20 protein-coding genes, 1 rRNA gene and 1 pseudogene are annotated in these 25,807 nt (G+C 71.5%); 7 read left to right on the top strand and 15 right to left on the bottom strand.

Translation table 11 applies throughout. The features are described from left to right. Positions 1–93: ribosomal RNA gene (locus tag ACFV7R_RS10490) — 16S ribosomal RNA — on the bottom strand; the annotation flags it as partial. 572 nt (positions 94–665) lie between these two features. Then, positions 666–1,673: a stage II sporulation protein M gene (locus ACFV7R_RS10495; RefSeq protein WP_385262171.1), complete on the bottom strand. Its 1,008-nt coding sequence runs from the start codon at positions 1,671–1,673 to the stop codon at positions 666–668. Between the two features lie 131 nt (positions 1,674–1,804). Here ACFV7R_RS10495 and ACFV7R_RS10500 point away from each other — a divergent pair, with 131 nt between their 5' ends. After that, positions 1,805–2,842, top strand: a complete 1,038-nt coding sequence (locus tag ACFV7R_RS10500; protein WP_385262173.1) for an RDD family protein — start codon at positions 1,805–1,807, stop codon at positions 2,840–2,842. A gap of 144 nt (positions 2,843–2,986) precedes the next feature. Here the strand turns inward: ACFV7R_RS10500 and ACFV7R_RS10505 are convergent, their stop codons facing one another. Both ACFV7R_RS10505 and ahcY read right to left on the bottom strand, forming a co-directional pair. Further along, positions 2,987–3,601, bottom strand: a complete 615-nt coding sequence (locus ACFV7R_RS10505; protein WP_385262176.1) for a hypothetical protein — start codon at positions 3,599–3,601, stop codon at positions 2,987–2,989. 145 nt (positions 3,602–3,746) lie between these two features. Further along, complete coding sequence (gene ahcY / locus ACFV7R_RS10510; RefSeq protein ID WP_385262179.1) at positions 3,747–5,204, bottom strand: adenosylhomocysteinase; 1,458 nt, start codon at positions 5,202–5,204, stop codon at positions 3,747–3,749. A gap of 571 nt (positions 5,205–5,775) precedes the next feature. Here ahcY and lepB point away from each other — a divergent pair. Next, on the top strand, positions 5,776–6,444 hold the full coding sequence (gene lepB / locus ACFV7R_RS10515; protein ID WP_385262181.1) for a signal peptidase I: 669 nt from the start codon (positions 5,776–5,778) through the stop codon (positions 6,442–6,444). A gap of 62 nt (positions 6,445–6,506) precedes the next feature. On the opposite strand, the gene ACFV7R_RS10520 is transcribed toward lepB, so the two are convergent. From ACFV7R_RS10520 to ACFV7R_RS10550, 7 genes and pseudogenes are all read right to left on the bottom strand, one after another. Further along, positions 6,507–7,487 carry a cation diffusion facilitator family transporter gene (locus ACFV7R_RS10520; protein ID WP_129799825.1) on the bottom strand — a complete coding sequence of 327 codons (981 nt, stop codon included), beginning with the start codon at positions 7,485–7,487 and terminating at the stop codon, positions 6,507–6,509. A gap of 130 nt (positions 7,488–7,617) precedes the next feature. After that, the gene (gene manA / locus ACFV7R_RS10525; protein ID WP_385262184.1) at positions 7,618–8,769 is read right to left on the bottom strand and encodes a mannose-6-phosphate isomerase, class I; all 1,152 of its coding nucleotides are present in this window, start codon (positions 8,767–8,769) and stop codon (positions 7,618–7,620) included. A gap of 78 nt (positions 8,770–8,847) precedes the next feature. After that, positions 8,848–9,975, bottom strand: a complete 1,128-nt coding sequence (locus tag ACFV7R_RS10530) for an SIS domain-containing protein (protein WP_385262186.1) — start codon at positions 9,973–9,975, stop codon at positions 8,848–8,850. A 117-nt stretch (positions 9,976–10,092) separates the two neighbouring features. Continuing rightward, the gene (locus ACFV7R_RS10535; protein ID WP_020940431.1) at positions 10,093–10,263 is read right to left on the bottom strand and encodes a Trm112 family protein; all 171 of its coding nucleotides are present in this window, start codon (positions 10,261–10,263) and stop codon (positions 10,093–10,095) included. A gap of 283 nt (positions 10,264–10,546) precedes the next feature. After that, positions 10,547–11,911 carry a phosphomannomutase/phosphoglucomutase gene (locus ACFV7R_RS10540; protein ID WP_385262818.1) on the bottom strand — a complete coding sequence of 455 codons (1,365 nt, stop codon included), beginning with the start codon at positions 11,909–11,911 and terminating at the stop codon, positions 10,547–10,549. A 138-nt stretch (positions 11,912–12,049) separates the two neighbouring features. Further along, positions 12,050–12,674, bottom strand: a pseudogene (locus ACFV7R_RS10545) (L-lactate permease); the annotation flags it as partial. A 255-nt stretch (positions 12,675–12,929) separates the two neighbouring features. Beyond that, entirely contained in the window at positions 12,930–13,352 is a 423-nt protein-coding gene (locus ACFV7R_RS10550) for a DUF3499 domain-containing protein (protein WP_053760356.1), read from the bottom strand. Between the two features lie 295 nt (positions 13,353–13,647). Here ACFV7R_RS10550 and ACFV7R_RS10555 point away from each other — a divergent pair, with 295 nt between their 5' ends. Continuing rightward, complete coding sequence (locus ACFV7R_RS10555) at positions 13,648–14,097, top strand: metallopeptidase family protein (RefSeq protein ID WP_129800081.1); 450 nt, start codon at positions 13,648–13,650, stop codon at positions 14,095–14,097. A gap of 14 nt (positions 14,098–14,111) precedes the next feature. On the opposite strand, the gene ACFV7R_RS10560 is transcribed toward ACFV7R_RS10555, so the two are convergent. The 3 genes from ACFV7R_RS10560 to ACFV7R_RS10570 all read right to left on the bottom strand — a co-directional run bounded on the left by ACFV7R_RS10560 (position 14,112) and on the right by ACFV7R_RS10570 (position 19,784). Continuing rightward, a complete protein-coding gene (locus tag ACFV7R_RS10560; protein WP_385262189.1) occupies positions 14,112–15,596 on the bottom strand; it encodes a DUF5719 family protein in 1,485 nt (494 codons plus the stop codon). After that, positions 15,593–19,339, bottom strand: coding sequence for a glycosyltransferase (locus ACFV7R_RS10565; protein WP_385262191.1), 3,747 nt, complete (start codon positions 19,337–19,339; stop codon positions 15,593–15,595). Before ACFV7R_RS10565 ends, ACFV7R_RS10560 begins: the two co-directional genes overlap by 4 nt. Positions 19,340–19,520: 181 nt before the next feature. Further along, positions 19,521–19,784: a WhiB family transcriptional regulator gene (locus ACFV7R_RS10570; protein ID WP_010986447.1), complete on the bottom strand. Its 264-nt coding sequence runs from the start codon at positions 19,782–19,784 to the stop codon at positions 19,521–19,523. 718 nt (positions 19,785–20,502) lie between these two features. Here ACFV7R_RS10570 and ACFV7R_RS10575 point away from each other — a divergent pair. The 4 genes from ACFV7R_RS10575 to ACFV7R_RS10590 all read left to right on the top strand — a co-directional run bounded on the left by ACFV7R_RS10575 (position 20,503) and on the right by ACFV7R_RS10590 (position 24,442). Continuing rightward, positions 20,503–20,994, top strand: a complete 492-nt coding sequence (locus ACFV7R_RS10575; protein ID WP_385262194.1) for a cysteine dioxygenase — start codon at positions 20,503–20,505, stop codon at positions 20,992–20,994. Between the two features lie 99 nt (positions 20,995–21,093). Continuing rightward, positions 21,094–22,053, top strand: coding sequence for a 2-phospho-L-lactate transferase (gene cofD / locus ACFV7R_RS10580; protein WP_385262196.1), 960 nt, complete (start codon positions 21,094–21,096; stop codon positions 22,051–22,053). Then, the gene (locus tag ACFV7R_RS10585; RefSeq protein WP_385262198.1) at positions 22,050–23,351 is read left to right on the top strand and encodes a coenzyme F420-0:L-glutamate ligase; all 1,302 of its coding nucleotides are present in this window, start codon (positions 22,050–22,052) and stop codon (positions 23,349–23,351) included. The genes cofD and ACFV7R_RS10585 overlap by 4 nt, the downstream gene beginning before the upstream one ends. 86 nt (positions 23,352–23,437) lie before the next feature. Continuing rightward, the gene (locus ACFV7R_RS10590) at positions 23,438–24,442 is read left to right on the top strand and encodes a DNA-3-methyladenine glycosylase family protein (RefSeq protein ID WP_385262201.1); all 1,005 of its coding nucleotides are present in this window, start codon (positions 23,438–23,440) and stop codon (positions 24,440–24,442) included. Positions 24,443–24,670: 228 nt separating this feature from the next. Here the strand turns inward: ACFV7R_RS10590 and ACFV7R_RS10595 are convergent, their stop codons facing one another. Beyond that, entirely contained in the window at positions 24,671–25,753 is a 1,083-nt protein-coding gene (locus ACFV7R_RS10595) for a sugar phosphate nucleotidyltransferase (protein WP_385262203.1), read from the bottom strand. Between the last annotated feature and the right edge of the window lie 54 nt (positions 25,754–25,807).

Raw genomic sequence — 25,807 nt, forward strand, 5'->3', positions numbered from 1 at the left:
ACTAATCCACCCCGAAGGGCTTCATCGTTCGACTTGCATGTGTTAAGCACGCCGCCAGCGTTCGTCCTGAGCCAGGATCAAACTCTCCGTGAATGCTTTCCCCGTGATCGGGGCGAACACCACGAGAGCGGAACAGCCAGGCGGAATAAGCCCGGCCGTTCACAGCGTCCTCGCTGTGTTATTTCAAAGGAACCTCGCCCCGGCCTGACGGCCGGAGACGGGGTATCAACATATCTGGCGTTGACTTTTGGCACGCTGTTGAGTTCTCAAGGAACGGACGCTTCCTTCGTACTCACCCGAGAGACTCTCTCGCGGCTTTCCTCCGGGCGCTTCCCTTCGGTCTTGCGTTTCCGACTCTATCAGACCTTTTCCCGATCCGATTTCCTCGGCGCTTTCCAGGTTCCCGCTTTCGCGTTTCCCTTTCCGGCGGTTCCGACTTTATCAGAGGTTTCCGGCCGGACTGACCGGCCATCCATTTCCGAGTTCGTCGGGAGCTGCTTCATCGAAAGTTGGTTTCGTGAAGCAAGTAGATTCTCAAGGTCACCGACCGGGCCCTACGGGGTCCAGTCCAGGCAACTGTTTGAATCTACCTCCCCACATGCTCCGTGTCAACGGCTCCTGTGAGGCGAAGAGGACACTAGCAGTTCACCTGCTGTGTCCGCACATCAGGCGGCGGTCGGCACGGTCTGACTGCGTTCGGCGACGTCGACGTCGCCCGTGTCCCCTGCCCGAGCCGCGCGACGTCCGAGCACGTAGACGTACACGAGGAAGGCCACCTCGGCGACGACGCCGATGCTGATGCGGGCCCAGGTCGGCAGGCCCGATGGGGTGACGAAGCCTTCGATGGCGCCGGAGATGAAGAGGACCAGCGCGAGGCCTATCGCCATGCCCACGGCAGCTCTGCCCTCCTCGGCCAGGGCCTTGCGGCGGGTGCGGGGGCCTGGGTCGATCACGGTCCAGCCCAGGCGCAGTCCCGTGCCGGCCGCGACGAACACCGCCGTCAGCTCGAGCAGACCGTGCGGGAGGACGAGGCCGAGGAAGGTGTCGAGCCGGCCGGCCGAGGACATCAGGCCGAATCCGATGCCGAGGTTGAGCATGTTCTGGAAGAGGATCCAGAGCACCGGGAGGCCGAGGAAGACTCCGAGGACCAGGCACATTGCTGCGGCCTGTGCGTTGTTCGTCCATACGCGGGCCGCGAAGGAGGCTGCGGGGTGACTGGAGTAGTAGGTCTCGTACTGGCCGCCGGGGCGGGTGAGCTCGCGCAGTTCGCTCGGTGCCGCTATGGAGGCCTGGACTTCCGGGTGCGCGCCGATCCACCAGCCGAGGAGCACCGCGACGAGTGTGGAGAGGAGTGCGGTGGGCACCCACCATTGGCGCGATCGATAGACGGCGGCGGGGAAGCCGTACGCAAGGAAGCGTGTGACATCGCGCCAAGAGGCACGGCGGGTGCCCGTGACCGCACTGCGCGCGCGTGCCACGAGCTGGCTCAGCCGACCGGTCAGCTGTGGGTCGGGTGCGCTGGACTGGATCAGGGAAAGATGGGTGGCAGTGCGCTGGTAGAGGGCGACGAGCTCGTCGGCCTCGGCGCCGGTGAGACGGCGCTGGCGCCGGAGCAGGTTCTCCAGGCGGTCCCATTCCGCTCGGTGCGCGGAGACGAAGACGTCGAGGTCCATCGTTCTGCCTGCTCCTCGGCTGTTCGTCGGCGGGCCCGTCGTGAATGTCAGCTTGTCGCACTGCGGCGCGATGCGCCTTCAGCTTGGCAGACTGGCGGTCTTCAGGGCAGGCCAGGGGAAGGACGGCGGGCGTGAGTGAGCTGGTGACGGGCGAGGCGGTGGCGCTGGAATTGCGCCCTGCGAAGCTGCCCAGCAGGGCGCTGGCCGTATTGCTCGATCTGGTGGTGGCCGTTGCGGCGTACCTCATCGTGACGATGGTTCTGGTGATGTCCACGGCGTCGTTGGACCAGGCTGCACAGATCGCGCTGTCCATCGCGACATTTCTGCTGGTTCTGGTGGGCGGGCCGATCGCTGTGGAGACGCTCAGTCATGGGCGCTCGCTGGGGAAGGCGGCGTTCGGGCTGCGGGTGGTGCGCGACGACGGTGGACCGATCCGCTTCCGGCATGCGCTGGTGCGGGGGGCCATCGGTACAGTCGAGATTCTGATGACGTTCGGGGTCGTGGCCTGTATCGCCTCGCTCGTCTCGGAGCGGGGGCGTCGGCTCGGGGATGTGTTCGCGGGGACCTTGGTCGTACGGGAACGAGTGCCTGTCGCCCGGGCGGGTTATATGCCTCCGCCACCGCCGTGGCTGGCCGGGCGGTTCTCGGGGACTGACCTTTCCGCGGTCCCGGATGGGCTGTGGCTGGCCGTGCGCCAGTACCTGACGCGGATGCGGCAGCTTGACCCGCAGGTCGGCGGGGCCATGGCGGAGCGCCTGGCGGCCGACCTCGCGGGGCGGACCGGGACTCCGGTGCCGGAAGGTGTGCCTCCGGCGGCATATCTGGCCGCGGTGGTGCAGGAGCGACAGGCCCGGGAGGTTCGGCGGGCCTTCAGGAACGGGATGGCTTCGGGCGCGCCCGTCGCCGGTGGACCGCAGTCCGTGGCTGGTGCGGCACCGGGCTCGTACGGCTCGGTGAACGCGCGTCCCCCAGCCCCTTCCGCACCGCGCTCCCCCGCCGTGCCGGACCCGCACAGTGCGGCCGCGCCGCCTGCACACCCGCTCGCTGGTGCCACAGGGCCCGAGAGCCGCCCCTCGGATCATTCGGAGGAGCCTCCGGCCGCGCTGCCGCCGGAAGGGCCGTCGGCCGATCCGCACCGGCCCGCCACGGGGTTCGTGCCGCCCGCATAACGCCGTCGGCCCGCGCCGCAGCCGGCGTCAGACCCGTTGGTTCGGCGCCCAACGGCCAACGGCGCGGCAGAGACAGCGAGGCAGAAAGGCATGCCCGTCCTCTCAGCGATCTCGGAGGTTCCTGGCTCCGCAGTCGGCCCGCGCTCAGGGGAAGACGGACGGCGGCGACTCAAGGTCCTCCAACTCGATGCCGGGCGCCGCGAGCACGACGTCCCCGGCGATGTGGACGAGGTGCTGCTCTCCCGTGTCCAGGGCTGTGACCTGGTATTCGTCCACGGTCAGGGAGCCGTTGTCAGTGCCGTGTGCTTCTCTTTTCAGCAGAGTCCAGGACTGGTCCACGGTGCGTGGGGCGAGGACGGGATCAGTGAAGGCGACGAGGCGTACGCGGGTTGCGGAGTCGGAAGGGGTGAGGCGCAGCAGACGGGTGATGGCGATGAGGAACGCGGGGGACGTGCCGGTGAAGGCGTGGGCGCGGACGTTGCCTTCCGTGGCATGGGCGCCGGTGGGGTCCGTACGGACCCAGGTGACGCCGTCGAGGGCGGCGCCACGCACCTGCCAGCTCGCCGCGTGGAGTTCCAGGCGGATGGGGCGGCCGAGTTCGTCGAGGGCTAGGTCGACGGAGCCTCGGTGATCGCCGGAGGGGGCGGTCAGCTGGGAGACGTAGCGCCAGCCGGAAGGGCCGGGGGCGCAGTGGAAGTGCTCTTCTGCGAAGGGGGTGTGATCGTGCGGATCGTGAAGCGAATAGCGGCCGCGGGGCATGGGGGTCCTGGGGTGTGACTGGCTGGTCCGGCGGGGCCAAAGGGGCAGGCCCCCGGCACGGGGGTGCGGGGGCCTGCCTTGGAGGACCTGCTGCTGAGCATCGCCTCAGTGCACGGACGCGCTGCTCAGCGGACCGGCTGCGGACTCAGTAGCGGTAGTGGTCCGGCTTGTAGGGGCCCTCGACCTTGACGCCGATGTAATCGGCCTGCTCGGGGCGGAGCGTGGTCAGCTTCACGCCGAGCGCGTCGAGGTGCAGGCGGGCGACCTTCTCGTCGAGGTGCTTGGGCAGCACGTAGACATCGGTCGGGTACTCGTCGGGCTTGGTGAACAGCTCGATCTGGGCCAGCGTCTGGTCCGCGAAGGAGTTGGACATCACGAACGAGGGGTGACCGGTGGCGTTGCCCAGGTTCAGCAGGCGGCCCTCGGAGAGGACGATGATCTTCTTGCCGTCGGGGAAGGTCCAGGTGTGGACCTGCGGCTTGATCTCGTCCTTGACGATGCCGGGGCTCTTGGCGAGGCCGGCCATGTCGATCTCGTTGTCGAAGTGGCCGATGTTGCCGACGATGGCCTGGTGCTTCATCTTGGCCATGTCCGAGGCCATGATGATGTCCTTGTTGCCGGTCGTGGTGATGAAGATGTCGGCCTTGTCGACGACCTCGTCCAGGGTGGTGACCTGGTAGCCGTCCATCGCGGCCTGGAGGGCGCAGATCGGGTCGATCTCGGTGACGATGACGCGGGCGCCCTGTCCGCGCAGGGACTCCGCGCAGCCCTTGCCCACGTCGCCGTAGCCGCAGATCACCGCGGTCTTGCCGCCGATCAGGGTGTCGGTGGCGCGGTTGATGCCGTCGACCAGGGAGTGGCGGCAGCCGTACTTGTTGTCGAACTTCGACTTGGTGACGGCGTCGTTGACGTTGATCGCCGGGAACAGGAGGGTGCCCTCGCGCTGCATCTCGTACAGACGGTGGACACCGGTCGTGGTCTCCTCGGTGACACCGCGGATTTCGGACGCCAGCTGGGTCCACTTCTGCGGGGTCTCGCTCACGGTGCGGGTGAGCAGTTCGAGGATGACACGGTGCTCGTCGGACTCGGCCGTGTCGGGCGAGGGGACCTTGCCGTCCTTCTCGTACTCGACGCCCTTGTGGACGAGGAGGGTGGCGTCACCGCCGTCGTCCAGGATCATGTTCGGGCCGCCGGTGGGGCTGTCCGGCCAGGTCAGCGCCTGCTCGGTGCACCACCAGTACTCCTGGAGGGTCTCGCCCTTCCAGGCGAAGACCGGGACACCCTGCGGGTTGTCGGGCGTGCCGTTCGGGCCGACGGCGATGGCGGCGGCCGCGTGGTCCTGGGTGGAGAAGATGTTGCAGGAGGCCCAGCGGACCTGCGCGCCCAGGGCGACCAGGGTCTCGATGAGGACGGCGGTCTGCACGGTCATGTGCAGGGAGCCGGTGACGCGGGCGCCTGCGAGGGGCTGTGCCTCGGCGTACTCCTTGCGGATCGCCATGAGGCCTGGCATCTCGTGCTCGGCGAGGGTGATCTCCTTGCGGCCGAACTCGGCCAGGGAGAGGTCGGCGACCTTGAAGTCCTGTCGGCTGTCGACAGTCGTCATTGCGAGCTGCTCCTCGGGTTGGGTCGAGGGTGGGTACGGCTGATCTGCGCGGCGGCGGACACATGGGTGCCCGAAGAAGCACACAGGCGTGCCCGCGTGCGCGCAGCACAGTCCGTCGGAGGCCCTCTCTCCCTCGGCCGGTCCGTTGGGGACCGCCCGACCGCCATCAGCAGCGACGTCTGACTCCGTCCCAAGCTACACCGGGCGCCCCGGCCTTCCCCAGTCCGCCTTCGAACAATTCAGGCCGTTCACGGGCAAGTGATCGGTATCGGCCGCGGTTGGCCGGGCACGTTCGCGACTTGGAGCGGATCGCCGTACCGGAGGCGGCCGCAGGCGACGAGCGTCTGCGGATCCTTGCGCTGCTGTCGCGGAAGCTGATGGACGCCGAGTTCCGGGAGCGCCTGCTGAGGGCGCCGGAGGAGCGGGCGGTGCTGGACGTCCTACGGGAGGTGCAGTCGCCGCTCGAGGGCGGTCCACGACCATGCAGACGCGGGCCCGCACAGCGCGTCGACAGACCCGATACCCTGCCGCCTCGGTCACGGCGCAAGCGCCGTGCGGGGAGGGAGACGTCATGAGTAAGGGGCGGGGTCTCGCCGTCGCGGCATGGCTGCTGGGGCCGCTGGGGCTCCTGCTGGCTGTCGCGTGTGTCGTCGGGCTGCGAGTGGGTTACCAGGCGGCCACGGTGCCGAGCGAGAGCATGGCGCCGACGTACGACACCAGTGACACGGTCGTGTTCGAGGTGGTCGGCGGGGGCGAGGTCGGACGGGGCGATGTGGTGTTCTTCACGGCGCCGGAGCGCTACAGCTTCGACGCGGCCGTCATGCAGCGGGTCGTCGGTGTGGGCGGTGATCGCGTCGTGTGCTGCACGGGTGAGGGCGACAAGGAGCGGCTCACCGTCAACGGGAAACCGCTCGAGGAGTCGTACGTCAAGGACGGCATCGCCGACGGCACACACCGGCCCTACGACGTGACGGTGCCCGAAGGGCGGCTGTTCTTGCTCGGTGACCACCGGCTGAACTCGAATGACTCACGGTTCTTCGCGAGCGACCACGACGGGACGGTGCCGGTCGCCGCCGTGCAGGGCCGGGTGCTGGAGGACCACACGGTGCTGGTGCTGCTCGCCGCGAGTGCGCTGCTCGGGTTGGTTGCCGCGCTGACGGGCCTGGGCCTGGGAATCGCCGCGATGCTCGTACGGCGGCGGAGGGCGGCGCCGGTGCCACCGTGGCCCACCCAGGCCTGACGACAGCCGACGGGGCCCGCCGAATGTTCGGCGGGCCCCGTGGCCGTGGACATGGAAATGGGTCAGTGGCCGGTCGCGTGCGGGGCCGGGCCGCCCGGGGACGCCGCGCGGTCGGGGCCCTTGGCCGCTTCGGCCTCGCTGTAGATGTCCGGCTCCAGGTAGATGACGCGGGCGATCGGGACGGCCTCGCGGATGCGGGCCTCGGCGGCGTCGATGGCGGCGGCGATCTCGCCGGCCGTGTCCTCGTGCTGTACGGCGATCTTGGCGGCGACCAGCAGTTCCTCGGGGCCGAGGTGGAGCGTGCGCATGTGGATGACGCGGGTGACCGTGTCGCCGTCGACGATCGCGGCCTCGATCTTCTGGACCTCCTCGACGCCCGCGGCCTCGCCGAGCAGCAGCGACTTGGTCTCGGCGGCCAGGACGAGCGCGATCAGGATGAGCAGGACGCCGATGCAGAGGGTGCCGATGCCGTCCCAGACGCTGTCACCGGTGATGAGTGCCAGGCCGACGCCGCCCAGGGCGAGGATCAGACCGACCAGCGCGCCGAGGTCCTCCAGGAGAACGACCGGCAGCTCGGGGGCCTTGGCGTGGCGGACGAACTCCTTCCAGGACTTCTGGCCGCGCAGGACGTTGGACTCCTTGATGGCGGTCCGGAAGGAGAAGGTCTCGGCGATGATCGCGAAGACGAGGACGCCCACCGGCCAGTACCAGTGCTCGATGTCGTGCGGGTGCTTGATCTTCTCGTAGCCCTCGTAGATGGCGAACATGCCACCGACGGAGAACAGGACGATCGAGACGAGGAAGGCGTAGATGTAGCGCTCGCGTCCGTAGCCGAAGGGGTGCTGCGGGGTCGCCTCGCGCTGGGCCTTCTTGCCGCCGAGGAGCAGCAGGCCCTGGTTGCCGGAGTCGGCGACCGAGTGCACCGACTCGGCGAGCATCGACGACGAGCCGCTGAAGAGGAATGCCACGAACTTCGCTACCGCGATCGAGAGATTGGCGAGCAGTGCCGCCACGATCGCCTTGGTGCCGCCTGACGCGCTCATGTTGTTCGCGTTGTCCCTTCGTACGCCGTCCAGGGCTGCGCCGCTGGTGGGCTTTGCCCGTCCTTTGCCGGTGGGCCATTGTTGCAGCCCGGTACGACAAACGGCGCGCCTGGCCACCGATGCCGGTCGGTCAGGCCACCACCGTCGCCCGGAAGACCGTGCCGGCGCCGGACACTTCGGCCTTTTCTCCCGCCGGTACGAAGACGGAGCGGCCGGGCGTCAGCTCATGCTCGCCGGCCCGTACGGTGCCGGCCGTGCAGAGCAGGATCTGCGGAGTGGCGCGGGTGAGGTCGTGGGCGGCACCGCCGGCGGGGAGGACGTACCGGGAGAGGCGGAACTCGTCGATGGGGGTCTCGTAGACCTCCTCGCCGTCGGGGGACGCCTCCGGGCGCAGCACGCCGGGGTCGCTCGGCTCGAAGCGGACGATGCGCAGGAGTTCGGGGACGTCGACGTGCTTGGGGGTGAGACCGCAGCGCAGGACGTTGTCGGAGTTGGCCATGATCTCGACGCCGAGGCCGTCGAGGTAGGCGTGCGGGATGCCCGCGCCGAGGTAGAGGGCTTCGCCCGGCTGGAGGCGGACGTGGTTGAGCAGCATCGCGGCGATGACGCCCGGGTCGCCGGGGTAGTGGTGGGCGAGGTCGGCGTACGGGGCGTAGGCGCCGCCGAGGCGGGAGCATGCGGCGGTGGCCTCGGCGACCGTGCGGGCCATCTCCTCGCGGTCGGCGGTGAGGACGGCCGTGAGGACTTCGCGCAGTGCCGCGTCCTCGGGGTGGGCGTGCAGCAGGTCGACGTACGGCTTGAGGGAGTCGACGCCGAGGCCGTCGAGCAGGTCGGCGGTCTCGTTCGGGTCGCGGAAGCCGCACAGGCCGTCGAACTCGGTGAGCGCGCAGATGAGTTCCGGTTTGTGGTTGGCGTCCTTGTAGTTGCGGTGCAGGGCGTCCACGGGGATGCCTCGGCGCTCCTCGTCCGCGTAGCCCTCCCTCGCCTGATCCAGGTTGGGGTGCACCTGGAGGGAGAGGGGGGCGCCCGCGGCGAGGATCTTGAGGAGGAAGGGCAGCGTGGGACCGAACTTGGCCACGGCCGCGGCGCCGAGTTCGCCCTCCGGGTCGGCCGCGATGACGTCGACGAGCGTGCCGCGGTCGGTGCGCGAGGGTGCGCCCGGGTGCGCGCCCATCCACATCTCGGCCTGCGGCTCGCCGGTCGGCTCCACGCCGAGCAACTGCGGGATCGCGGTGGTGGAACCCCAGGCGTAGGGGCGGATGGTGTTGTCGAGGCGGTCCATCGGTTCTCTCTGCCCGTTCTCTCTGCGTACGACGCGGGTTCTCGTCCGCGTACGGAGGTCAGCTCGTCCTGGGTCAGATCAGGCCCTCGATGCGAGCGCCAGGTAAACGGCGGCGAAATCCGTGATGGCGATCAGTTCCGCGAGGGTCTCCAGTTCGCCGCCGGGGTCCGGTTCGAGTTCGCTGATCGGCGTGTCGTGGCTGAGCGCCAGGTCACGGGCGGCGGGTGCGGCGGTGAGGCTGCCGATCGGGCGGTCGCGGAGCAGCACCACGCGCGCGTGCAGGGCGGGTGGCTCCTCGACGCGGTCGCGGAAGAAGTCCTCGGGATTGGCACCCGCGGCGAGCCGGCCGGCGAGCAGGGCGCTGTGCGCGGCGAGCGCCTCGGGCAGTTCCGACACCACGGCCGGGGTGCCGGAGAGTTCGGCCAGCGCGGCGGCGAAACGACGGCCCGCCGGGCCGGCCGAGGTGCCTTCCGTCCAGATCACCGGGAGGGCGTCGGCGAGTTCGGCGGCGAGGGTCTTGGCGGGATTGCTGTACGCCGCGATGGCGGGCCCGCAGCGCTCGGCGATGTGGTCGAGCCGGTCGGCGACCTTCTCCATCGCGTCGGCGGGGGCGGCGAGCAGACCTATGCGGTCCAGGAGTGCGAGGAGCGGGGTGAGCAGCGCCCACAGGACGCCGGGGGCGGACGCGGCGAGGGGTTCGTCGTGCTCGTACGGGGCGGTCGCCAGCGGTACGAACAGGCCGTGGGCGCCCTCGGCGGCTTCGGCGAGCGGGGTGCGGGCGGGCGCCACGGCGGCGACCGTGCAGCCGCGACGGTAGGCCTGCTCGGCGAGCAGGGACAGGCCCGGCTCGGTGCCGTCGGGGGTGGCGATCAGGAGCAGGTCGACCGAGCCGACCCAGCCGGGCAGTTCCCAGCGCAGGGCACCGGCGGCCGGTGCTACGCCGGTGGGGGCCAGCCGGGTCACGGGGCTGCCGGGGCCGGCGAGCGTGCCGAGGAGGTCGGCGGCTTGGGTGGCGGCGGCGCCGGGGCCGGCGATGAGGACGGCGCGGGGGCGGCCGTCGGGCTTGAGCTCCTGGACACCGGCCTCGGCGGCGTGCCGGGCTGCGGTGCGGACGCGGGCGCCGGCTTCCGCGGCGCCGCGGAGCAGGCCTCGGTGGTCGGCCTCGGCGAGGCCCTCCGGGGAGTCGAGCAGCGATTCGTCGAGCATGGGTGGGAGCCTCCGAACGCCGGGTCGTCGGTTACGCGGGCGGGCCCTCGCCGGTACGGGCCGGGGCCTGGTCCACGTGGGCGGCGGGCCTGGTTCTGCGCGGGCAGCGGGCCTCGTTCACGCGGGGCGGCGGGCCTCGTCCACGAGGAGGACGGGGATGCCGTCGCGGACGGGGTAGGCCAGGCCGCAGTCCTGGCCGGTGCAGATCAGCTCCGCGTCCTGCTCCTTGAGGGGAGCGTGGCAGGCCGGGCAGGCGAGGATCTCCAGGAGGCCGGCTTCGAGCGGCATGGGGGCGTCCCTTCGGAGGCGGATCGGGTGGTCTTGTTCGGGCGGGTGCGTGCAGGTGTTGTTGTGCGGATGTGCCTGGTCAGGGTACCGCCGTGGGGGGTGCTGTGGGGGGCGTGCTGCGCTGTGCGGGGGTGAGGCCTGCGCGGCGTTGCTGCTGGGGGGTGGGTTGCGCAGCCCGGCGCTGGCGGGGTGCCGCCCGCGCCCACCCGTGCCGCCCCTGGCGGCACGACTGCCCGCGGACTGACGGGTGGCGAGCTGGCCGCAACGCACCCCCTGGCGGACCTCAGCCGCGAATGATCGCCAGCGCCTCGTCTCGCACCTTGGTCATCGTTGCCTCGTCCCGTGCCTCCGCGTTCAGGCGGAGCAGCGGTTCCGTGTTGGACGGGCGGACGTTGAACCACCAGTCGGCGGCGGTGACCGTGAGGCCGTCGAGTTCGTCGAGGGTGATGCCCTCGGTCCCCTCGTACGCCGCCCTGATCGCGGCGAGGCGGACCGTCTGGTCGTCGACCGTGGAGTTGATCTCGCCGGAGCCGACGTAGCGGTCGTACTGGGCGACCAGGGCCGACAGCGGGCCGTCCTGGCCGCCGAGGGCCGCGAGGACGTGGAGCGCGGCCAGCATGCCCGTGTCGGCGTTCCAGAAGTCGCGGAAGTAGTAGTGGGCGGAGTGCTCGCCGCCGAAGATCGCGCCGGTCCTGGCCATCTCGGCCTTGATGAAGGAGTGGCCCACGCGCGTGCGTACCGGCGTGCCGCCGTTCTCCTCGACGACCTCCGGGACCGACCAGGACGTGATCAGGTTGTGGATGATCGTGCCCTTGCCGCCGTTTCTGGCCAGCTCGCGGGAGGCGACCAGGGCGGTGATGGCCGACGGGGAGACCGGGTCGCCGTTCTCGTCGACGACGAAGCAGCGGTCGGCGTCGCCGTCGAAGGCGATGCCGAGGTCGGCGCCCTCCTCGCGGACCCGCTTCTGCAGGTCGACGAGGTTGGCCGGGTCGAGGGGGTTGGCCTCGTGGTTCGGGAACGTGCCGTCGAGTTCGAAGTACATCGGGACGAGGTCCAGGGGCAGGCCGGCGAAGACCGTGGGAACGGTGTGACCGCCCATGCCGTTGCCCGCGTCCACGACGACCTTCAGGGGCCGGATCGAGGTCAGGTCGACGAGGGAGCGCAGGTGGGCCGCGTAGTCCTCCAACGTGTCCCGCCGGGTGATCGTTCCCGGCGCGGCGGCAGGCTCCGGGGCATCCGACTCGATCCATCGCTCGACCAGTTCGCGGATCTCCGTCAGGCCGGTGTCCTGGCCGACGGGGGCGGCGCCTGCGCGGCACATCTTGATGCCGTTGTACTGGGCCGGGTTGTGCGAGGCGGTGAACATCGCGCCGGGCAGGTTCAGCGCGCCCGAGGCGTAGTACAGCTGGTCGGTCGAGCAGAGGCCGATCTCGGTCACGTCCACGCCCTGCGCCGCCGCCCCGCGCGCGAAGGCGGCCGACAGACCGGGAGACGAGGGCCGCATGTCGTGCCCGATCACGATCGCGTCCGCGCCGGTCACCCGGGCGAAGGCCGCGCCGAAGAGCTCGGCCGACGACTCGTCCCACTGGTCCGGGACGACCCCCCGTACGTCGTACGCCTTCACGACCTGTGACAGATCAGCCTCCACGGCCACCCCTCCTGAAAAGTCCTGTCGGTGCCCCACAAAGTACCCGCAGCCTCTGACAGAGCTCCGGGCGGGCCGTGAGCGGAAGCCCAGCCGTAACCTCAGGTCAGGGCAGCATCCAGTCCGGCACCGGCGAACTCCGGCCGACCCGGCGGCGAGCAGTTCCGGCGACAGCCCCGGCTTGCGGGCGGCGGTCACCTGGCGGGTGCCGAAGAGCGCGCCGGCCGAGGTGTCCGATCCGGAGACGGCGACACCGAACCAGCCGAGCACCGGCGGCAGAAGGCGAGCATGTCGGCGCCGTTCACTCGATCGAGTTGGAGCCGGCTCAGCTCCGGAGCGCCGATGTTACGGGTTGCCCCAGCGTGCGAGCCCCTGAAGGCACAACTCCGGATATGTCCGGTGGACCCGGTTGTACGGGTGTCGACCACGCCAGGGCCTGTCCGGCGGATCATGCCGCAGACGCGCGTGAGCAGGTGGTTGACGAAGGACCGGTCGTAGTGCCGGGGCCTGCGAATACGGCCACCAGCGCGGCCGCGCCCGCCAAGGCGGCGCCGATGTCGGCCAGTTGGGCGGAAACATAGTTCGAGGCGGCGAACTGAGCGACGACGAAGGCGATTCCGCACGCCACCGCCGGCACCCAGGTCTCCCGCAGGCCGCATCGCCCGTCCACCGGCCCGACCAGCACGAGCGGCACCACGAGGGCCGGCAGCGGGGTCTGACGCCCCACCACGAACGCCACATCCTCCAGCGGCAGGCCCGTGACGCGGCCAGGTGCGCCTTCGTGCGGACGCCGCCGAGCAGGACCAGGACGATCACGAGGGGCAGGACCGCCACCAGGGCGGACAGGCCGAGCGAGCCGGCGACGGGGTTCCAGTTCCTGCACGTACACGAACGCCTCCCCGGATTCCGCCATGCGGAAAGCGATTTCTCGCGGGTGACGGAATGGCCGTGTCCGCGACAACGCCGCGTCAATGGGCGTGCATCACTCATGCACAACGGGAGGGGCGACCGAACCGCTCGGTCAGTTGTCGGGTGAACGCAGAACCCGCAGGTGGCCGCGGCGCGCGACCTCCATCGGGTCCGCCGCGCGTCCGCCGCCACCGGCCTGGGCCGCGCGCTCCTGGGGGCGGGCCGCCTCACGCACCGCGTTGGCGAGCGCTTCCAGGTCGTCGCCGCTGGGCCGGGCGGGAGCCGAACCGTCGAGGAGCCGGACGACCTCCCAGCCGCGGGGGGCGGTGAGGCGCTCGGAGTGCTCGGCACACAGGTCGTAGCAGTGGGGTTCGGCGTAGGTGGCGAGCGGGCCGAGGACCGCGGTCGAGTCGGCGTAGACGTACGTCAGCGTCGCTACGGCGGGACGGCCGCAAGCGGTTCGCGAACAGCGACGTACAGGGCTCACGACGTTGGACGGTACCGCACTCTTGAGCGGGCCGCGACGACTCTCCACCAGGTCACTCCACCGTGTCGTGTTGTGAAACGCCCCACACGCCCCTTCCGACCCGCCGGGCTGACCTGCGCGAACGCCGCTTTCCGGGATGTCGAACGATCCCGGAAACGGTCAACACTCCACACAAACGCCATCAATTGCCTAGTGATCGCCGGTCTTGGAGGGATACAGAATCGAGCCCAACCTTGGCTGGAATGGTCATCTGTCGACATGCCGTCCCGGGGGCCGACGGGGGTCCCGGACGCCGCGTGGGGCCCGGGCGCGCACTGCCCGCGAGGACTACCCTTCACCAGTGATGGACAACCGAGTACCACCCCGTGCCACCGGCCCCGGGCCGCGCCGTCGTGATCGCCACGGCCGGGGCATGCGCGGGCCGATCGCCCCGCCGCAGGTGCCCCTCGCGGCGAGCCGCGCCGAGGCGTTCGCGGACCTGGTGCAGGACTCCGTGGAGCGCCTGGAGCGGCGATGGCCGCAACTCGCCGACATCGATTTCCTCGTCCTCGAAGTACCGCGGCTGGACGGGCCCGGGCAGGCCTGGAACGACGAGGCGGTTCCGCTCGGCGGCACGGTTCCCGCGCGCGAGGGGAATCCCGCGCGCGTGGTCGTCTACCGGCGGCCCGTCGAGATCCGCACCAAGGGGCGGGACGAGCGGGCCGCACTCGTGCACGAGATCGTCGTCGAGCAGGTCGCCGAGCTGCTCGGGCTGACGCCGGAGACCGTGGACCCGCGGTACGGCGAGGACTGAACGCTGTCGTCGCGCTACTTCTGCAGCACCGACAGATCCTGCTCCGCCTCCGGCACCTCCACCGTCCCCCGGTCGTCCGGGAGGGTCTGCACCGTGAACGCCGGCACACCGCCCTGCGTCTCCGCGAGCGTCCGGGATGCGTACACCGGGCCGCCCGAGACGGGCTCGACCGTCAGCGCGTACGTGCCCTTCAGGCCGCTCGGCACCGGCAGGTCGACGTCCTGGGTGGTGCCGGACTTGATCGTGTACGTCTCGGAAGCAGCCGTACCGCCCTCCGCGCCCGCCGACGCGGTGACCTTGACCTGCGCCGTCTCCCCCGGCGCGGCCAGGGACAGCGTGGCGCCCTTCCCGGTGTTGCCGGCGGACGTCGCGCGCGTGCCCACCGGACGCGTGGCCGGGATGAACGCCGTTTCCTGGGAGCCCGCCTTGCCGCGCACCACCTGAACCGCCGCCACCACCGGCACCGCCCGGTCCGTCGGCGTCAGGACCAGCGATCCGGGTTCGCCGCGCGTGACGTCGGCGAGGTCGACCGCCGTTGTCATGCCCGACTTCACGTGCAGCGTCTCGTGCCCGGCGGGCGTGATCAGGCCCGACGGCGAGGCGAGCCGCACCTTCAGGTCGGCGTCGGCGTCGTCGGGCGTGAAGGCGATCAGGCGGACGGACGTGGCGTCCTTCGGGATGCCCGGCAGCACCAGGCTGTCGGCCGGGTCCGTCGCCGCGGCCAGCCAGTCGCCGCCGAGCTCGTCGTCCAACGCCTGGACGGCGGCGCCGACCCGTCCGCTGCGGACGTTGACGTGCACCGTGAGGTCGGTCTCCTCGGCGTCGGTCAGCGTCGACAGCAGGATCGGCTCGTCGGCCTGCGGCGCGACCGTGATCCCCTCGCCCACCGTGGACTCCAGCGCCCCGTCCTTGCCGTACAGCTCGATGTCGACGACGGCGGCGGAGTCGTCCGGGTTGGTCAGATGGACGTAGTCCGTGCGGCCGTCGGCGGTGCTCGCGCCCGGGAACCAGAACTCGGTGTCCGGTGCGGAGCAGTTGATGCCCTGCAGTCCCCGGCCCGCGCCTGCGGCGACCTCCGTGGTCTCCTGCACGGTCCAGCCTGGCGCGAACTTCCCCTCCGCGGTACCGATCAGCGCGGGCGAGTCGCCTCCCGAGGTGTCACCGGAGACGGGCTTGCCGGGCTCCTTCGGCTCCAGCACCGGCTTGTCGTCCTTGCCCTTCTTGTCGCCCTCTTCGGACTCCCGGGTCGCGGAGCGGAGTTCGGCCTTGCCGTCGCTCGCCGCGCCCTTGGTGACGGGTGTGAAGGACGTGTACGTCGTCTCGGCGAGGTCGGAGGTGCTGGGTGCCGGGCACAGCAGGCTGGTGCGCTCCACAGGCAGCTCGGCGGCCGCCTTGGCGGTGTCCGTGCCGGTGGGGTCCGGGGCGGACAGCGCGGCGAATCCGGTGACGGCGGCGAGCGCGGTCACGCCGGCGATCAGGGACAGGGTGGTGCGGTTCACTGCTGACTCCCGTCGGGGCGCTCACTGCCGTTGTCCTGCCCGCGGTGCGCTTGCGTCCGGTCGTACGCCGGGTCGTAGCCCTGCGGGTACGTCTCGTCGTAGGACTGGCCGTACGCCTGGTCGTATCCGCTGGTCTGCGACGAGCCGTCGTACGCGTACGGGTCGTACTGGCCGCCCTGGTACGGATCCGCCGGGTACTGGTCCGTCGGGTACGACTGTCCGTACCCGCCCGCCGCGTACTGCTGACCGGCGTCCTGGTACTGCTCGCCGCCGTAGGTGCCGTACTCGGCGCCCGCGTAGCTCGCCGTGTCCCTCCCCCGGGCTCGAATGTGCTCGCCCGGGGGCACCCCCATGCCGTAGGGCTGCTGCTGCGGAACGGCCACCGGTGTCCCCTCCTGTTCGGGGGACGGGGAATCCTCGGCCTGGCCTGCCTCTTCGGCCTCGGCCTGGGCGCGCAGGCGGCGGGCACGGCGGCCCTCGCCGGCGACGGCCTGTGCGGGGATCGCCGGCTCCTCGGGGAGGTCGTCGTCGATGTCGCGGCGCCGGCCGGGGAGGGCGAGCACGACGAGGACGACGGCGAGGAGGCCCTGCGCCCACAGCCAGGCGGTGTGGCCGATCGGGTCCTCGTAGGTGACGTCCAGCGTGCCGCCGGTGGCGGGGAGTTCGAAGCCCTGGGCCCAGCCGTCGACCGTGGTGCGGGTGAGCGGCTTGCCGTCGAGGGTGGCGGTCCAGCCGGCGGCCGCGGTGTCCGCGAGGCGCAGGGTCCGGCCCTCGGAGCCGTCCGGGACGGTCGTGTGGATCTCGACCGGACCGGCGGCGACGGGCTGCGGGTCGCCCGAGCCTGAGGCCGGGACGATGGCCGCGCGGGCGACCTGGCGGTCGACGCGCCACAGGGCGCTGCCGTCCTGCTGGCTGAGCCGGCTCAGGCCGGGTGTGGCGTCCAGGACGCGGCTGACCTCGCGGGGTGCACCCTTGTGGACGAGGACGTAGCGGACCGCGAAGCCACCGAGCTGGTCGGCCTGGTCGGCGCCGGAGCCGGCGACGAGGTTGGCGACGACCTTGTCGAGCGCGGCGTTGTCCCCGTCGGACGCGGCGAGTTCGGCGTCGCCGAGGCGGGCGCCGGAGCCACGGACCAGGGTGTAGCCGACGTGCGCGGTGGAGTCGCTGTCGAGGACGAGGGTGCGGGCCTGGTCGCGGGTGTTGCTCTCCTCGGCGACGAACGCGGGCACCTGCACCGGGTCGCGGCGCTCCAGCGGCCCGTCGGCGCCGCGGATCATCCAGCCGGCGGCGACGAGCAGCGGGCCCGCGGCCGAGGCGAAGGCGATCAGCGCGGCGACCGGCTGGCGCCAGCCGAAGCTCTGCTCGGCGACCCGCGTGCGTGCACCTTCGGCGCCGATCACGGCGGCCGCGAGGAGGGCGATGCCGTAGACGAGCGTGGCCGGGCCGGCCCAGGCGGAGCCGTTCGACAGGACGGCGAGGACCAGACCCACCAGGGCGACCGCCCAGGCCGTCCAGATGCCCGACTGACGTTCGGTGCGCATCAGGGCGGCCAGCGCGGCCAGCACGATGCCGATGAGCATCAGTCCGCTGACCGTGCCGGGCCCGCCGGGACTGGCGCCGAGCAGATCGAGGGCGGAGGCGGCCGAGGCGCCGTACTCAAGGCCGGCCTCCTGGAAGAAGCCGAACGGCAGCAGCGACAGCGACCAGGGCGCGAGGACCAGCAGGGGTGTGCCCAGCTGGGCGAGGAAGCGCAGGCCGTAGGCGGTGATGTCGCCCCGGCGCACGGCCAGCAGCCCGATGCCGAGGACGAGCGCGACCGGCCACACGATCGGCGTGAACGCGGTGGTGATCGTCAGCAGCAGCGCGTAGGCCCAGGTGGCGCGCCAACTGCCGCGCGCGCCCGAGGCGTTCGCCAGGCCGCTCGCCGCGACGCCCGCGCGCGCGACGAGCGGCAGCAGCACGGCGAGGACGGCGGTGCCGATGCGGCCGCCGGCGAGGGCGCCGGTGGCGGCGGGCAGGAAGGCGTACACGACGGCCGCCCAGGCGCGCAGCAGCCGGGACTCGACGAGCGGGCGGGAGGCGAAGTACGCGGTGAAGCCGGCCAGCGGCACCGAGCCGACGAGCAGGACGGTGACCGCGAGCCCGGTGGAGCCGAACAGCGTGGAGGCCAGCATCGCCACGAGCGCGAGGTACGGCGGTGCGGACGCGTCACCACCGGCGCCGACGGGGTGCCAGGAGTCGAGGTAACGCGACCACAGCTCGCTCGAGTCCGCGGGGGCGGGCAGCAGGGCGCCGCCCGCGAGGGCGCCGCCGCCGAGGAGTTCGCGGCAGGCGGCCAGCGAGACGAACAGCAGCACCAGGAAGAGCATCGGGCCGGGATTGCGGGCGATGCGCTTCAGGCGTGCGAACTGCTCGATCTCCAGGAAGTCGGCGTCGTCGCCGCCGGGTCCGGACTCGACCGCGCCACCGTGCCGTCCGGCGCCGCCGGCGACCTCCGGGTCGGAGCGGCCGACGACACTGCTCGCCACCTGCTCGACGGTGGCCCGCACGGTCGCGCCGGGCGGCGGGAACAGCGGCCGCAGTTCGCCCTTGTCGATCTCCGGACGGCCGCGTCTGCGGCGGCCCGCGATGATCCGCTCGGGCCGCAGCAGCACACCCAGCAGACCGCGGATCTCGTCGACCGCCTGCCCGGGGACCTTGCCGACGAGGTAGGCGACGGTCCGCAGCAGCGTGCCCAGGACGAGGCGCAGCAGTACCCAGGGCAGCGTGGCCGTACGGGTGTTGACCAGCAGGGTGTAGACGGCGCCGGCCTTGTCGACCTTGTGCGGGGACGCCGACGTCCGGCCCACGCAGTCGACGGTCCGGCGCTCACGGGAGGCCGCCTCGGCGTGTCGTACGACCGCCTCCGGGGCGACGAGGACCCGGTGACCGGCGGCGTGTGCGCGCCAGCACAGGTCGACGTCGTCGCGCATGAGGGGCAGTCGGCGGTCGAACCCGCCGAGTTGTTCGAAGACGTCGCGTCGGATCAGCATGCCGGCGGTGGACACGGACAGCACGGGCCGTACGTGGTCGTGCTGTCCCTGGTCCTGCTCACGGCGGTCCAGGCCGGTCCAGCGGCGGCCGGAGTTGGCGATGGTGACGCCGACCTCGAGGAGCTGCCGGCGGTCGTACCAGCCGCGGAGCTTGGGGCCGACGACAGCCACGTCGTCGCGGCCCAGTTCGAGTTCGTTCTCCACGACCCGCAGCAGCTGTGCGAGCGCGTCGGGCTCGGGGGCGCAGTCGTCATGCAGCAGCCACAGCCACTGCACCGGCTCCCCGTGCGGGAGCTCGGGCATGTCGTACGCGTCGTCGCGCCACGTGCGCGTGACGGGGTCCCAGCCGCTCGGCCGCTTCAGGTACGGCAGTTCCTCCGGCGTGAGGTCGGGGGCGGTGCGGTTGGCCTCCTCGACGGCCTGGCCGAAGCCGGTACGCCGGGCGAGGTGGAGCACGCGGTCGGGGCCGAGGGCGTCGGTGACCAGCTGGGCTGAGTCGTCGGCGCTGCCGGTGTCGGCCGCCATGGCGTACTGAACGGGCCGCTCCTGGCCGAGCAGCCCGGCGAGCGCGTCGGGCAGCCAGCGGGCGCCGTCATGGGAGACGAGCACCGCCGTCACCACGTGACGCGGAAACTCTGGTGGGCGGGTCGGGTCGAATCCCGCCGTGGCAGCGACATCTTGACTGGCTGCCGTGTGGCTGTGGACGGACATCGAGGTACGGGCCCCGGTTCGGTGGACTGCGGTGGACACCTGTGCCCACTGGGGGCAGCGGGGTGTCTCGGACGAGCGACCACACTATCGGCTGGCCATGACGACGGCCCGCCGCCTGTGGACAACCCACCCGCGACGGACCGTTCGCCCTCTATGTACGCAGTAGATGCATGCCGTTCGGTCAGATGGCCGCCTTCTTCAGCCGACGCCGCTCACGCTCGGACAGACCGCCCCAGATGCCGAAGCGCTCGTCGTTGGCGAGGGCGTACTCGAGGCACTCGGAGCGGACCTCGCAGGCGAGACAGACCTTCTTGGCCTCGCGGGTCGAGCCGCCCTTCTCGGGGAAGAAGGACTCAGGGTCGGTCTGGGCGCACAGCGCGCGCTCCTGCCAGCCGAGTTCCTCGTCCGCGTCGTCGACCAGCAGTTGCTGCACCAGCTCGGTCATGTGCGCCCCTCGTCTGTCTTTCACGTCCCCGTGATGTAGCCGTTACCGATTTCGGCTGAACGACACGAGTGAAATTACAAGTGTGCTGCTCCGGGCGAGTCAAGCCGAGATCTGCTATTGAGCCCCTTATTCACTCTGCGGAACCAAGGTCGTGCGGAAAGTGTTCAAATCGCCATAAACCTTGACACGCAGATCGGACCCCCGAGGCTTCCCGCTCCGCACGGGACCTGTACGGAGAAGGACGCTCACAGGTTCGATCTCGTTCCGGCACGCGCGACGAAGAGAACCGGATCACAGTCGGATCACGGGATCGCAACGAGGCTTGTGCGCCCGGTTGTGCGCCATGTGTCCCGGTGGGCCCGTGAACAAACCTTTCACCTGAGAGATGAACCGGATGAGGTGAACCATGTCCCACATTCCGGGCGTCGAGTTGACAGTGGGGGTGTGAACCGCTGTTCTTGTGGGCATGCTCGCGAACTTGGCGCCCACCGCGACCCGCTCCGCCGGGTCCCTCGGTGCTGCCCACGCTCGCTGTAGCTGTTGTTGCTGTTCCAGCTGTTGAGCCGAACGCGCTCCGGCTGCCGTCGAGTCCACCGCGACCCGACCGCTGTTTCCCCGTGAAGCCCCACCAGGGCACGTCCACCTCGCCCGTGACCCGGGCGGACGGTACGCGACACCCCGCCAGTCCTCTCTCTTCCGCCGAGGAACACCGCATCCCATGAACAGCGACAGCGACCTCCAGATCGCCGGCGACATCCTCGAGGTCCCGCACCTGCTCCAGGCTCCGCGCGAGCACCCGGCCACGGTTGCCGAGTTCGTCGGCCTGGCCCGCGCCATCGCCGCCGACCGCTCCCAGTGGGAGCACCTCGTCCGGTACGACGCGACCAGCCGCTGGTACCACCGGCTGCGCACCGGCCCCGGCTACGAGGTGTGGCTGCTGTCCTGGGTGCCCGGTCAGGGCAGCGGCCTGCACGACCACGGCCCCTCCTCCGGCGTCCTGACCGTCCTGGAGGGCACGCTGACCGAGCGGACGGAGCGCGGCACGCGCGCGTTGGGGGCGGGGGCACAGCGGGTGTTCGCGCCGGGGTACGTGCACGAGGTGGTCAACGACGCGCTGGAGGCCGCCGTCAGTCTGCACGTCTACTACCCGGGGCTCACGGAGATGCCGATGCACATCCCCCAGTGCACGGCCGTCGGCCAGGTCCCGTAACCGGGCGCCACGCTGTCGTACCCGCCCGCAACACTTGCCCACCCGTCACCCGACCACCACCCCTCAACGAGTCAGCCCGACGGCTGACACACTGTTTCAATGCGCATTGTGGTCTTGGCAGGCGGCATCGGCGGTGCCCGGTTCCTGCGTGGTCTGAAGCGGGCCGTGCCGGACGCGGACATCACCGTCATCGGCAACACCGGGGACGACATCCACCTTTTCGGGCTGAAGGTCTGTCCGGACCTCGACACGGTGATGTACACGCTCGGTGGCGGCATCAACGAGGAGCAGGGCTGGGGGCGGGCCGACGAGACCTTCCATCTGAAGGAGGAGCTCGCGGCGTACGGCGTCGGGCCCGAGTGGTTCGGGCTGGGCGACCGGGACTTCGCCACGCACATCGTGCGGACGCAGATGATCGGCGCCGGGTATCCGCTGAGTGCGGTGACGGAGGCCCTCTGCGACCGGTGGAAGCCAGGGGTGCGGCTCATCCCCATGACGGACGACCGGGTCGAGACCCATGTCGCCGTCTCGATGGACGGCGAGCGCAAGGCGATCCACTTCCAGGAGTACTGGGTGCGGCTGCGGGCCTCCGTCCCGGCCGAGGCGGTGGTGCCGGTCGGCGCCGAGCAGGCCAAGCCCGCCCCGGGTGTGCTGGAGGCGATCGCCGCGGCGGACGTCATCCTCTTCCCGCCGTCCAACCCGGTCGTGTCGGTCGGCACGATCCTGGCCGTGCCCGGCATCCGGGAGGCGATCGCCGACGCCGGGGTGCCGGTCGTCGGCCTGTCCCCCATCATCGGGAACGCGCCCGTGCGAGGCATGGCCGACAAGGTGCTCGCCGCGGTCGGGGTGGAGTCGACGGCCGCCGCGGTCGCCGAGCACTACGGCTCGGGGCTGCTCGACGGCTGGCTCGTCGACACCGTGGACGCGGAATCGGTGCAGCGGGTCGAGGCGGCCGGCATCCGCTGCCGGGCCGTACCGCTGCTGATGACCGACGAGGACGCGGCCGCGCAGATGGCTCGCGAGGCGCTGGCGCTGGCGGAGGAGGTGCGCGCCGCATGAGTGAGGCCGGCTACCGCGTGTGGGCCGTGCCCGGGCTCCCCGAGGTGGCGCCCGGTGACGACCTCGCCAAGCTGATCGCCGCCGCCGAACCGGGGCTGGCCGACGGGGACGTCCTGCTCGTCACCTCGAAGATCGTTTCCAAGGCGGAGGGCCGGATCGTCGAGGCGACCGATCGGGAGGCCGCGATCGACGCCGAGACCGTACGGGTGGTGGCACGGCGTGGCGCACTGCGCATCGTCGAGAACCGGCAGGGCCTCGTCATGGCCGCCGCCGGCGTCGACGCCTCCAACACCGCCGCCGGGACGGTGCTGTTGCTGCCCGAGGACCCGGACGCGTCCGCGCGCGCGATCCGGAGCGGGCTGCGCGACGCCCTCGGCGTCAACGTCGGGGTCGTCGTCACCGACACCTTCGGGCGGCCCTGGCGCGCGGGGCTCACGGACGTGGCGATCGGCGCCGCCGGTGTGCGCGTCGTCGACGATCTGCGCGGGGGCGCGGACGCGCAGGGCAATCCGCTCAGCGCCACCGTCGTCGCCACGGCCGACGAACTCGCCGCCGCGGGCGACCTGGTCAAGGGCAAGGCCGCCGGGCTGCCCGTCGCCGTGGTGCGCGGCCTGCCGCAGCTGGTGGCCGAGGAGGACGGAGAGGGGGCGCGAGCCTTGGTACGGGATGCGCGCGACGACATGTTCCGGCTCGGTACGTCGGAGGCGGTACGGGAGGCGGTGACCCAGCGGCGTACGATCCGGGCCTTCACGGACGAGCCCGTCGACCCCGGGGCGGTACGACGGGCGGTGGCCGCGGCCGTCACGGCGCCGGCGCCGCACCACACGACGCCGTGGCGTTTTGTGCTGCTGGAGTCGGCCCGGTCGCGGACCGAGCTGCTGGACGCGATGCGGGACGCGTGGATCGCGGACCTGCGCCGGGACGGCAAGAGCGAGGAGTCGATCACCAAGCGGGTGCGGCGCGGGGATGTGCTGCGCAACGCCCCGTATCTGGTCGTGCCGTGCCTCGTCATGGACGGGTCGCACACCTATGGGGACGCGCGGCGGGACGGGGCCGAGCGGGAGATGTTCGTGGTCGCCGCGGGGGCCGGCGTACAGAACTTCCTGGTGGCGCTGGCCGGGGAGCGGCTCGGATCGGCGTGGGTGTCGTCGACGATGTTCTGCCGGGATGTCGTGCGCGAGGTGCTGGGGCTGCCGGAGGGGTGGGATCCGATGGGGGCGGTTGCGGTCGGGCATCCGGCTCAGGAGCCGAAGCCGCGGGCGGAGCGGGATGCGGGAGCGTTCATCGAGGTGCGGTGACCTCGCGGCCGCGCGAAGTGCGGTGACCATGCCCCGTGGGCGCCTACCCTCGTAGGGCCCCTCCTTCTCTTCTCCGGGAACTCTTCGTGGCAGGACGTTTCGCTCCGCGGCCCACGCGTACGACCGTGCGTGGTGGGGATGTCGCCGTGCCCGCGGGGGTGTCGCGGCAGGCGGTGGCGGCGGCGGGGCGGGTACGGGTCCTGGTGCCGGACGGGCCGCTGGATCTGGGGCTGGTGCTCGGGCCGTTGCGGCGCGGGCCCGGGGATCCGACGTTCCGGGCGATGCCGGACGGGTCGGTGTGGCGGGCCAGCCGTACGCCGGTCGGGCCGGGGACGTTGCGGGTTTCCGTGCGGGGTGGGGAAGTACGCGGGGAGGCGTGGGGGCCGGGGGCGGAGTGGCTGCTCGAGCAGTTGCCCGACCTGCTCGGGGCGTCGGACGATCCGTCCGTCTTCGCGCCGCGGCATCGGATCGTGGCGCTGGCGCGGCATCGGCGGCCGGGGTTGCGGCTGACCCGGACCGGATTGGTGCTGGAGTCGTTGATTCCGTCGATTCTGGAGCAGAAGGTCACGACCGATGAGGCGTATCGGGCGTGGCGGTTGCTGGTGCGGAAGTTCGGCGAGCCGGCGCCGGGGCCCGTGCCGGGGCGGATGTGTGTGATGCCGGCGCCGCGGACGTGGGCGCTGATTCCGTCATGGGAGTGGCATCGGGCCGGGGTCGACAACAAGCGGGCGTCCACGATCCTGCGTGCCGTGCGGGTTGCTGCGCGGCTGGAGGAGGCGGTGGGGATGGAGGCCCGGGCCGCGCAGGCGCGGTTGGAGGTTGTGCCGGGGGTGGGGCCGTGGACGTCGGCGGAAACCGTGCAGCGCAGTCATGGGGCGGCGGATGCGGTGACCGTGGGGGATCTGCATCTGCCGGGGATTGTGGGGTGGGCGTTGGCCGGGAATCGGGATGCGGACGACGCGGTGATGCTTGAGCTGCTGGAGCCGTATGCGGGGCAGCGGCATCGGGCGGCTCGGTTCGTTCTGCTGAGCGGGAAGGTGCCGCCGCGGAGGGCTCCGCGGATGCCGCGGGGGGATATCGGGCGGTTGTAGGGGCGCGGCGTCGGGGCTGACGCGGGGTGGGTCGCGCAGACCGGCGCTGACGGGGTGCCGCCCGCGCCCACCCGTGCCGCCCCAGGCGGCACGACTGCCCGCGGACTGACGAGACGGCGGGGTGCGGCACGCGCCCGCAGGCTGACGGGTGGCCGCACGCGCCCGCGGACTGACGGGGGCGGCACGCGCCCGCGGGCTGACGCGGCGCCCCGCAAGCACCCGCCCCCGTTACTGATCCGACGAGAACCGCAGTGCCCCCGCTGGGATTTGGGCGTCGCACCAGACTCGGGCGCCGGACTGGAGTTCGTTGTCGGGGCCTATGACCGCGCCGTCGCCGATGACCGTGTCGCTGAGGACGGAGCGTTCGCCGATGCGGGCGCGGGTGCCGATGAGGGAGTCGGTGATGACGGCGCCGGGTTCGATGACGGCGCCGGGGAGGATCGTGCTGCCGAAGATGCGCGCGCCCTCGGCGACGAACGCGCCCTCTCCGACCACCGTGCCGCCGGCCAGCTTGGCGTCGGGGGCCACCCTTGCCGTCGGCAGGACCAGGCGGTCGCCGCAGCGGCCGGGGACCGCCGGGGACGGGGCGCGGCCCAGGACCAGGTCCGCCGAGCCGCGGACGAAGGCCGCCGGGGTGCCGAGGTCGAGCCAGTAGGTGGAGTCGACCATGCCCTGGAGGTGGGCGCCGGCCGCCAGGAGGCCGGGGAACGTCTCGCGTTCCACCGAGACCGGGCGGCCCGCCGGGATCGTGTCGATGACCGAGCGGCGGAAGACGTAGGCCCCCGCGTTGATCTGGTCGGTGACGATCTCCTCCGGCGTCTGCGGCTTCTCCAGGAAGGCGGTGACGCGACCGGACTCGTCCGTCGGGACCAGGCCGTAGGCCCGCGGATCGGTCACCTTCGTCAGGTGCAGGGAGACGTCCGCGCCCGTCGTCCGGTGCGTGCGCACCAGGGCACGGATGTCGAGGCCGGTGAGAATGTCGCCGTTGAAGATCAGGACCGGGTCATCGGCTCCGGAGTGCAGCCGCGAGGCCACGTTGCGGATCGCGCCGCCCGTGCCGAGTGGCTCCTCCTCCGTGACGTACTCGATGTGCAGCCCCAGGTCCGAGCCGTCACCGAAGTACGGCTCGAAGACCTGGGCCAGATAGGACGTGGCGAGCACGATGTGCTCGACGCCCGCCGCTCTCGCTCTCGCCAGCTGATGCGTGAGGAACGGCACCCCCGCCGCCCTGACCATCGGCTTGGGCGTGTGCACCGTGAGCGGGCGAAGCCGGGTGCCCTTGCCGCCGACCAGGAGGATCGCTTCTGTCACCTGTCGTCTCTGCTTCCTGCCGGGACCGGCCGAACTGTGTTTCGGCCGGCCAGT

The organism is Streptomyces sp. NPDC059866, assembly GCF_042731325.1.
In the GTDB taxonomy this organism is placed as follows: Bacteria; Actinomycetota; Actinomycetes; order Streptomycetales; family Streptomycetaceae; genus Streptomyces; species Streptomyces flavusporus.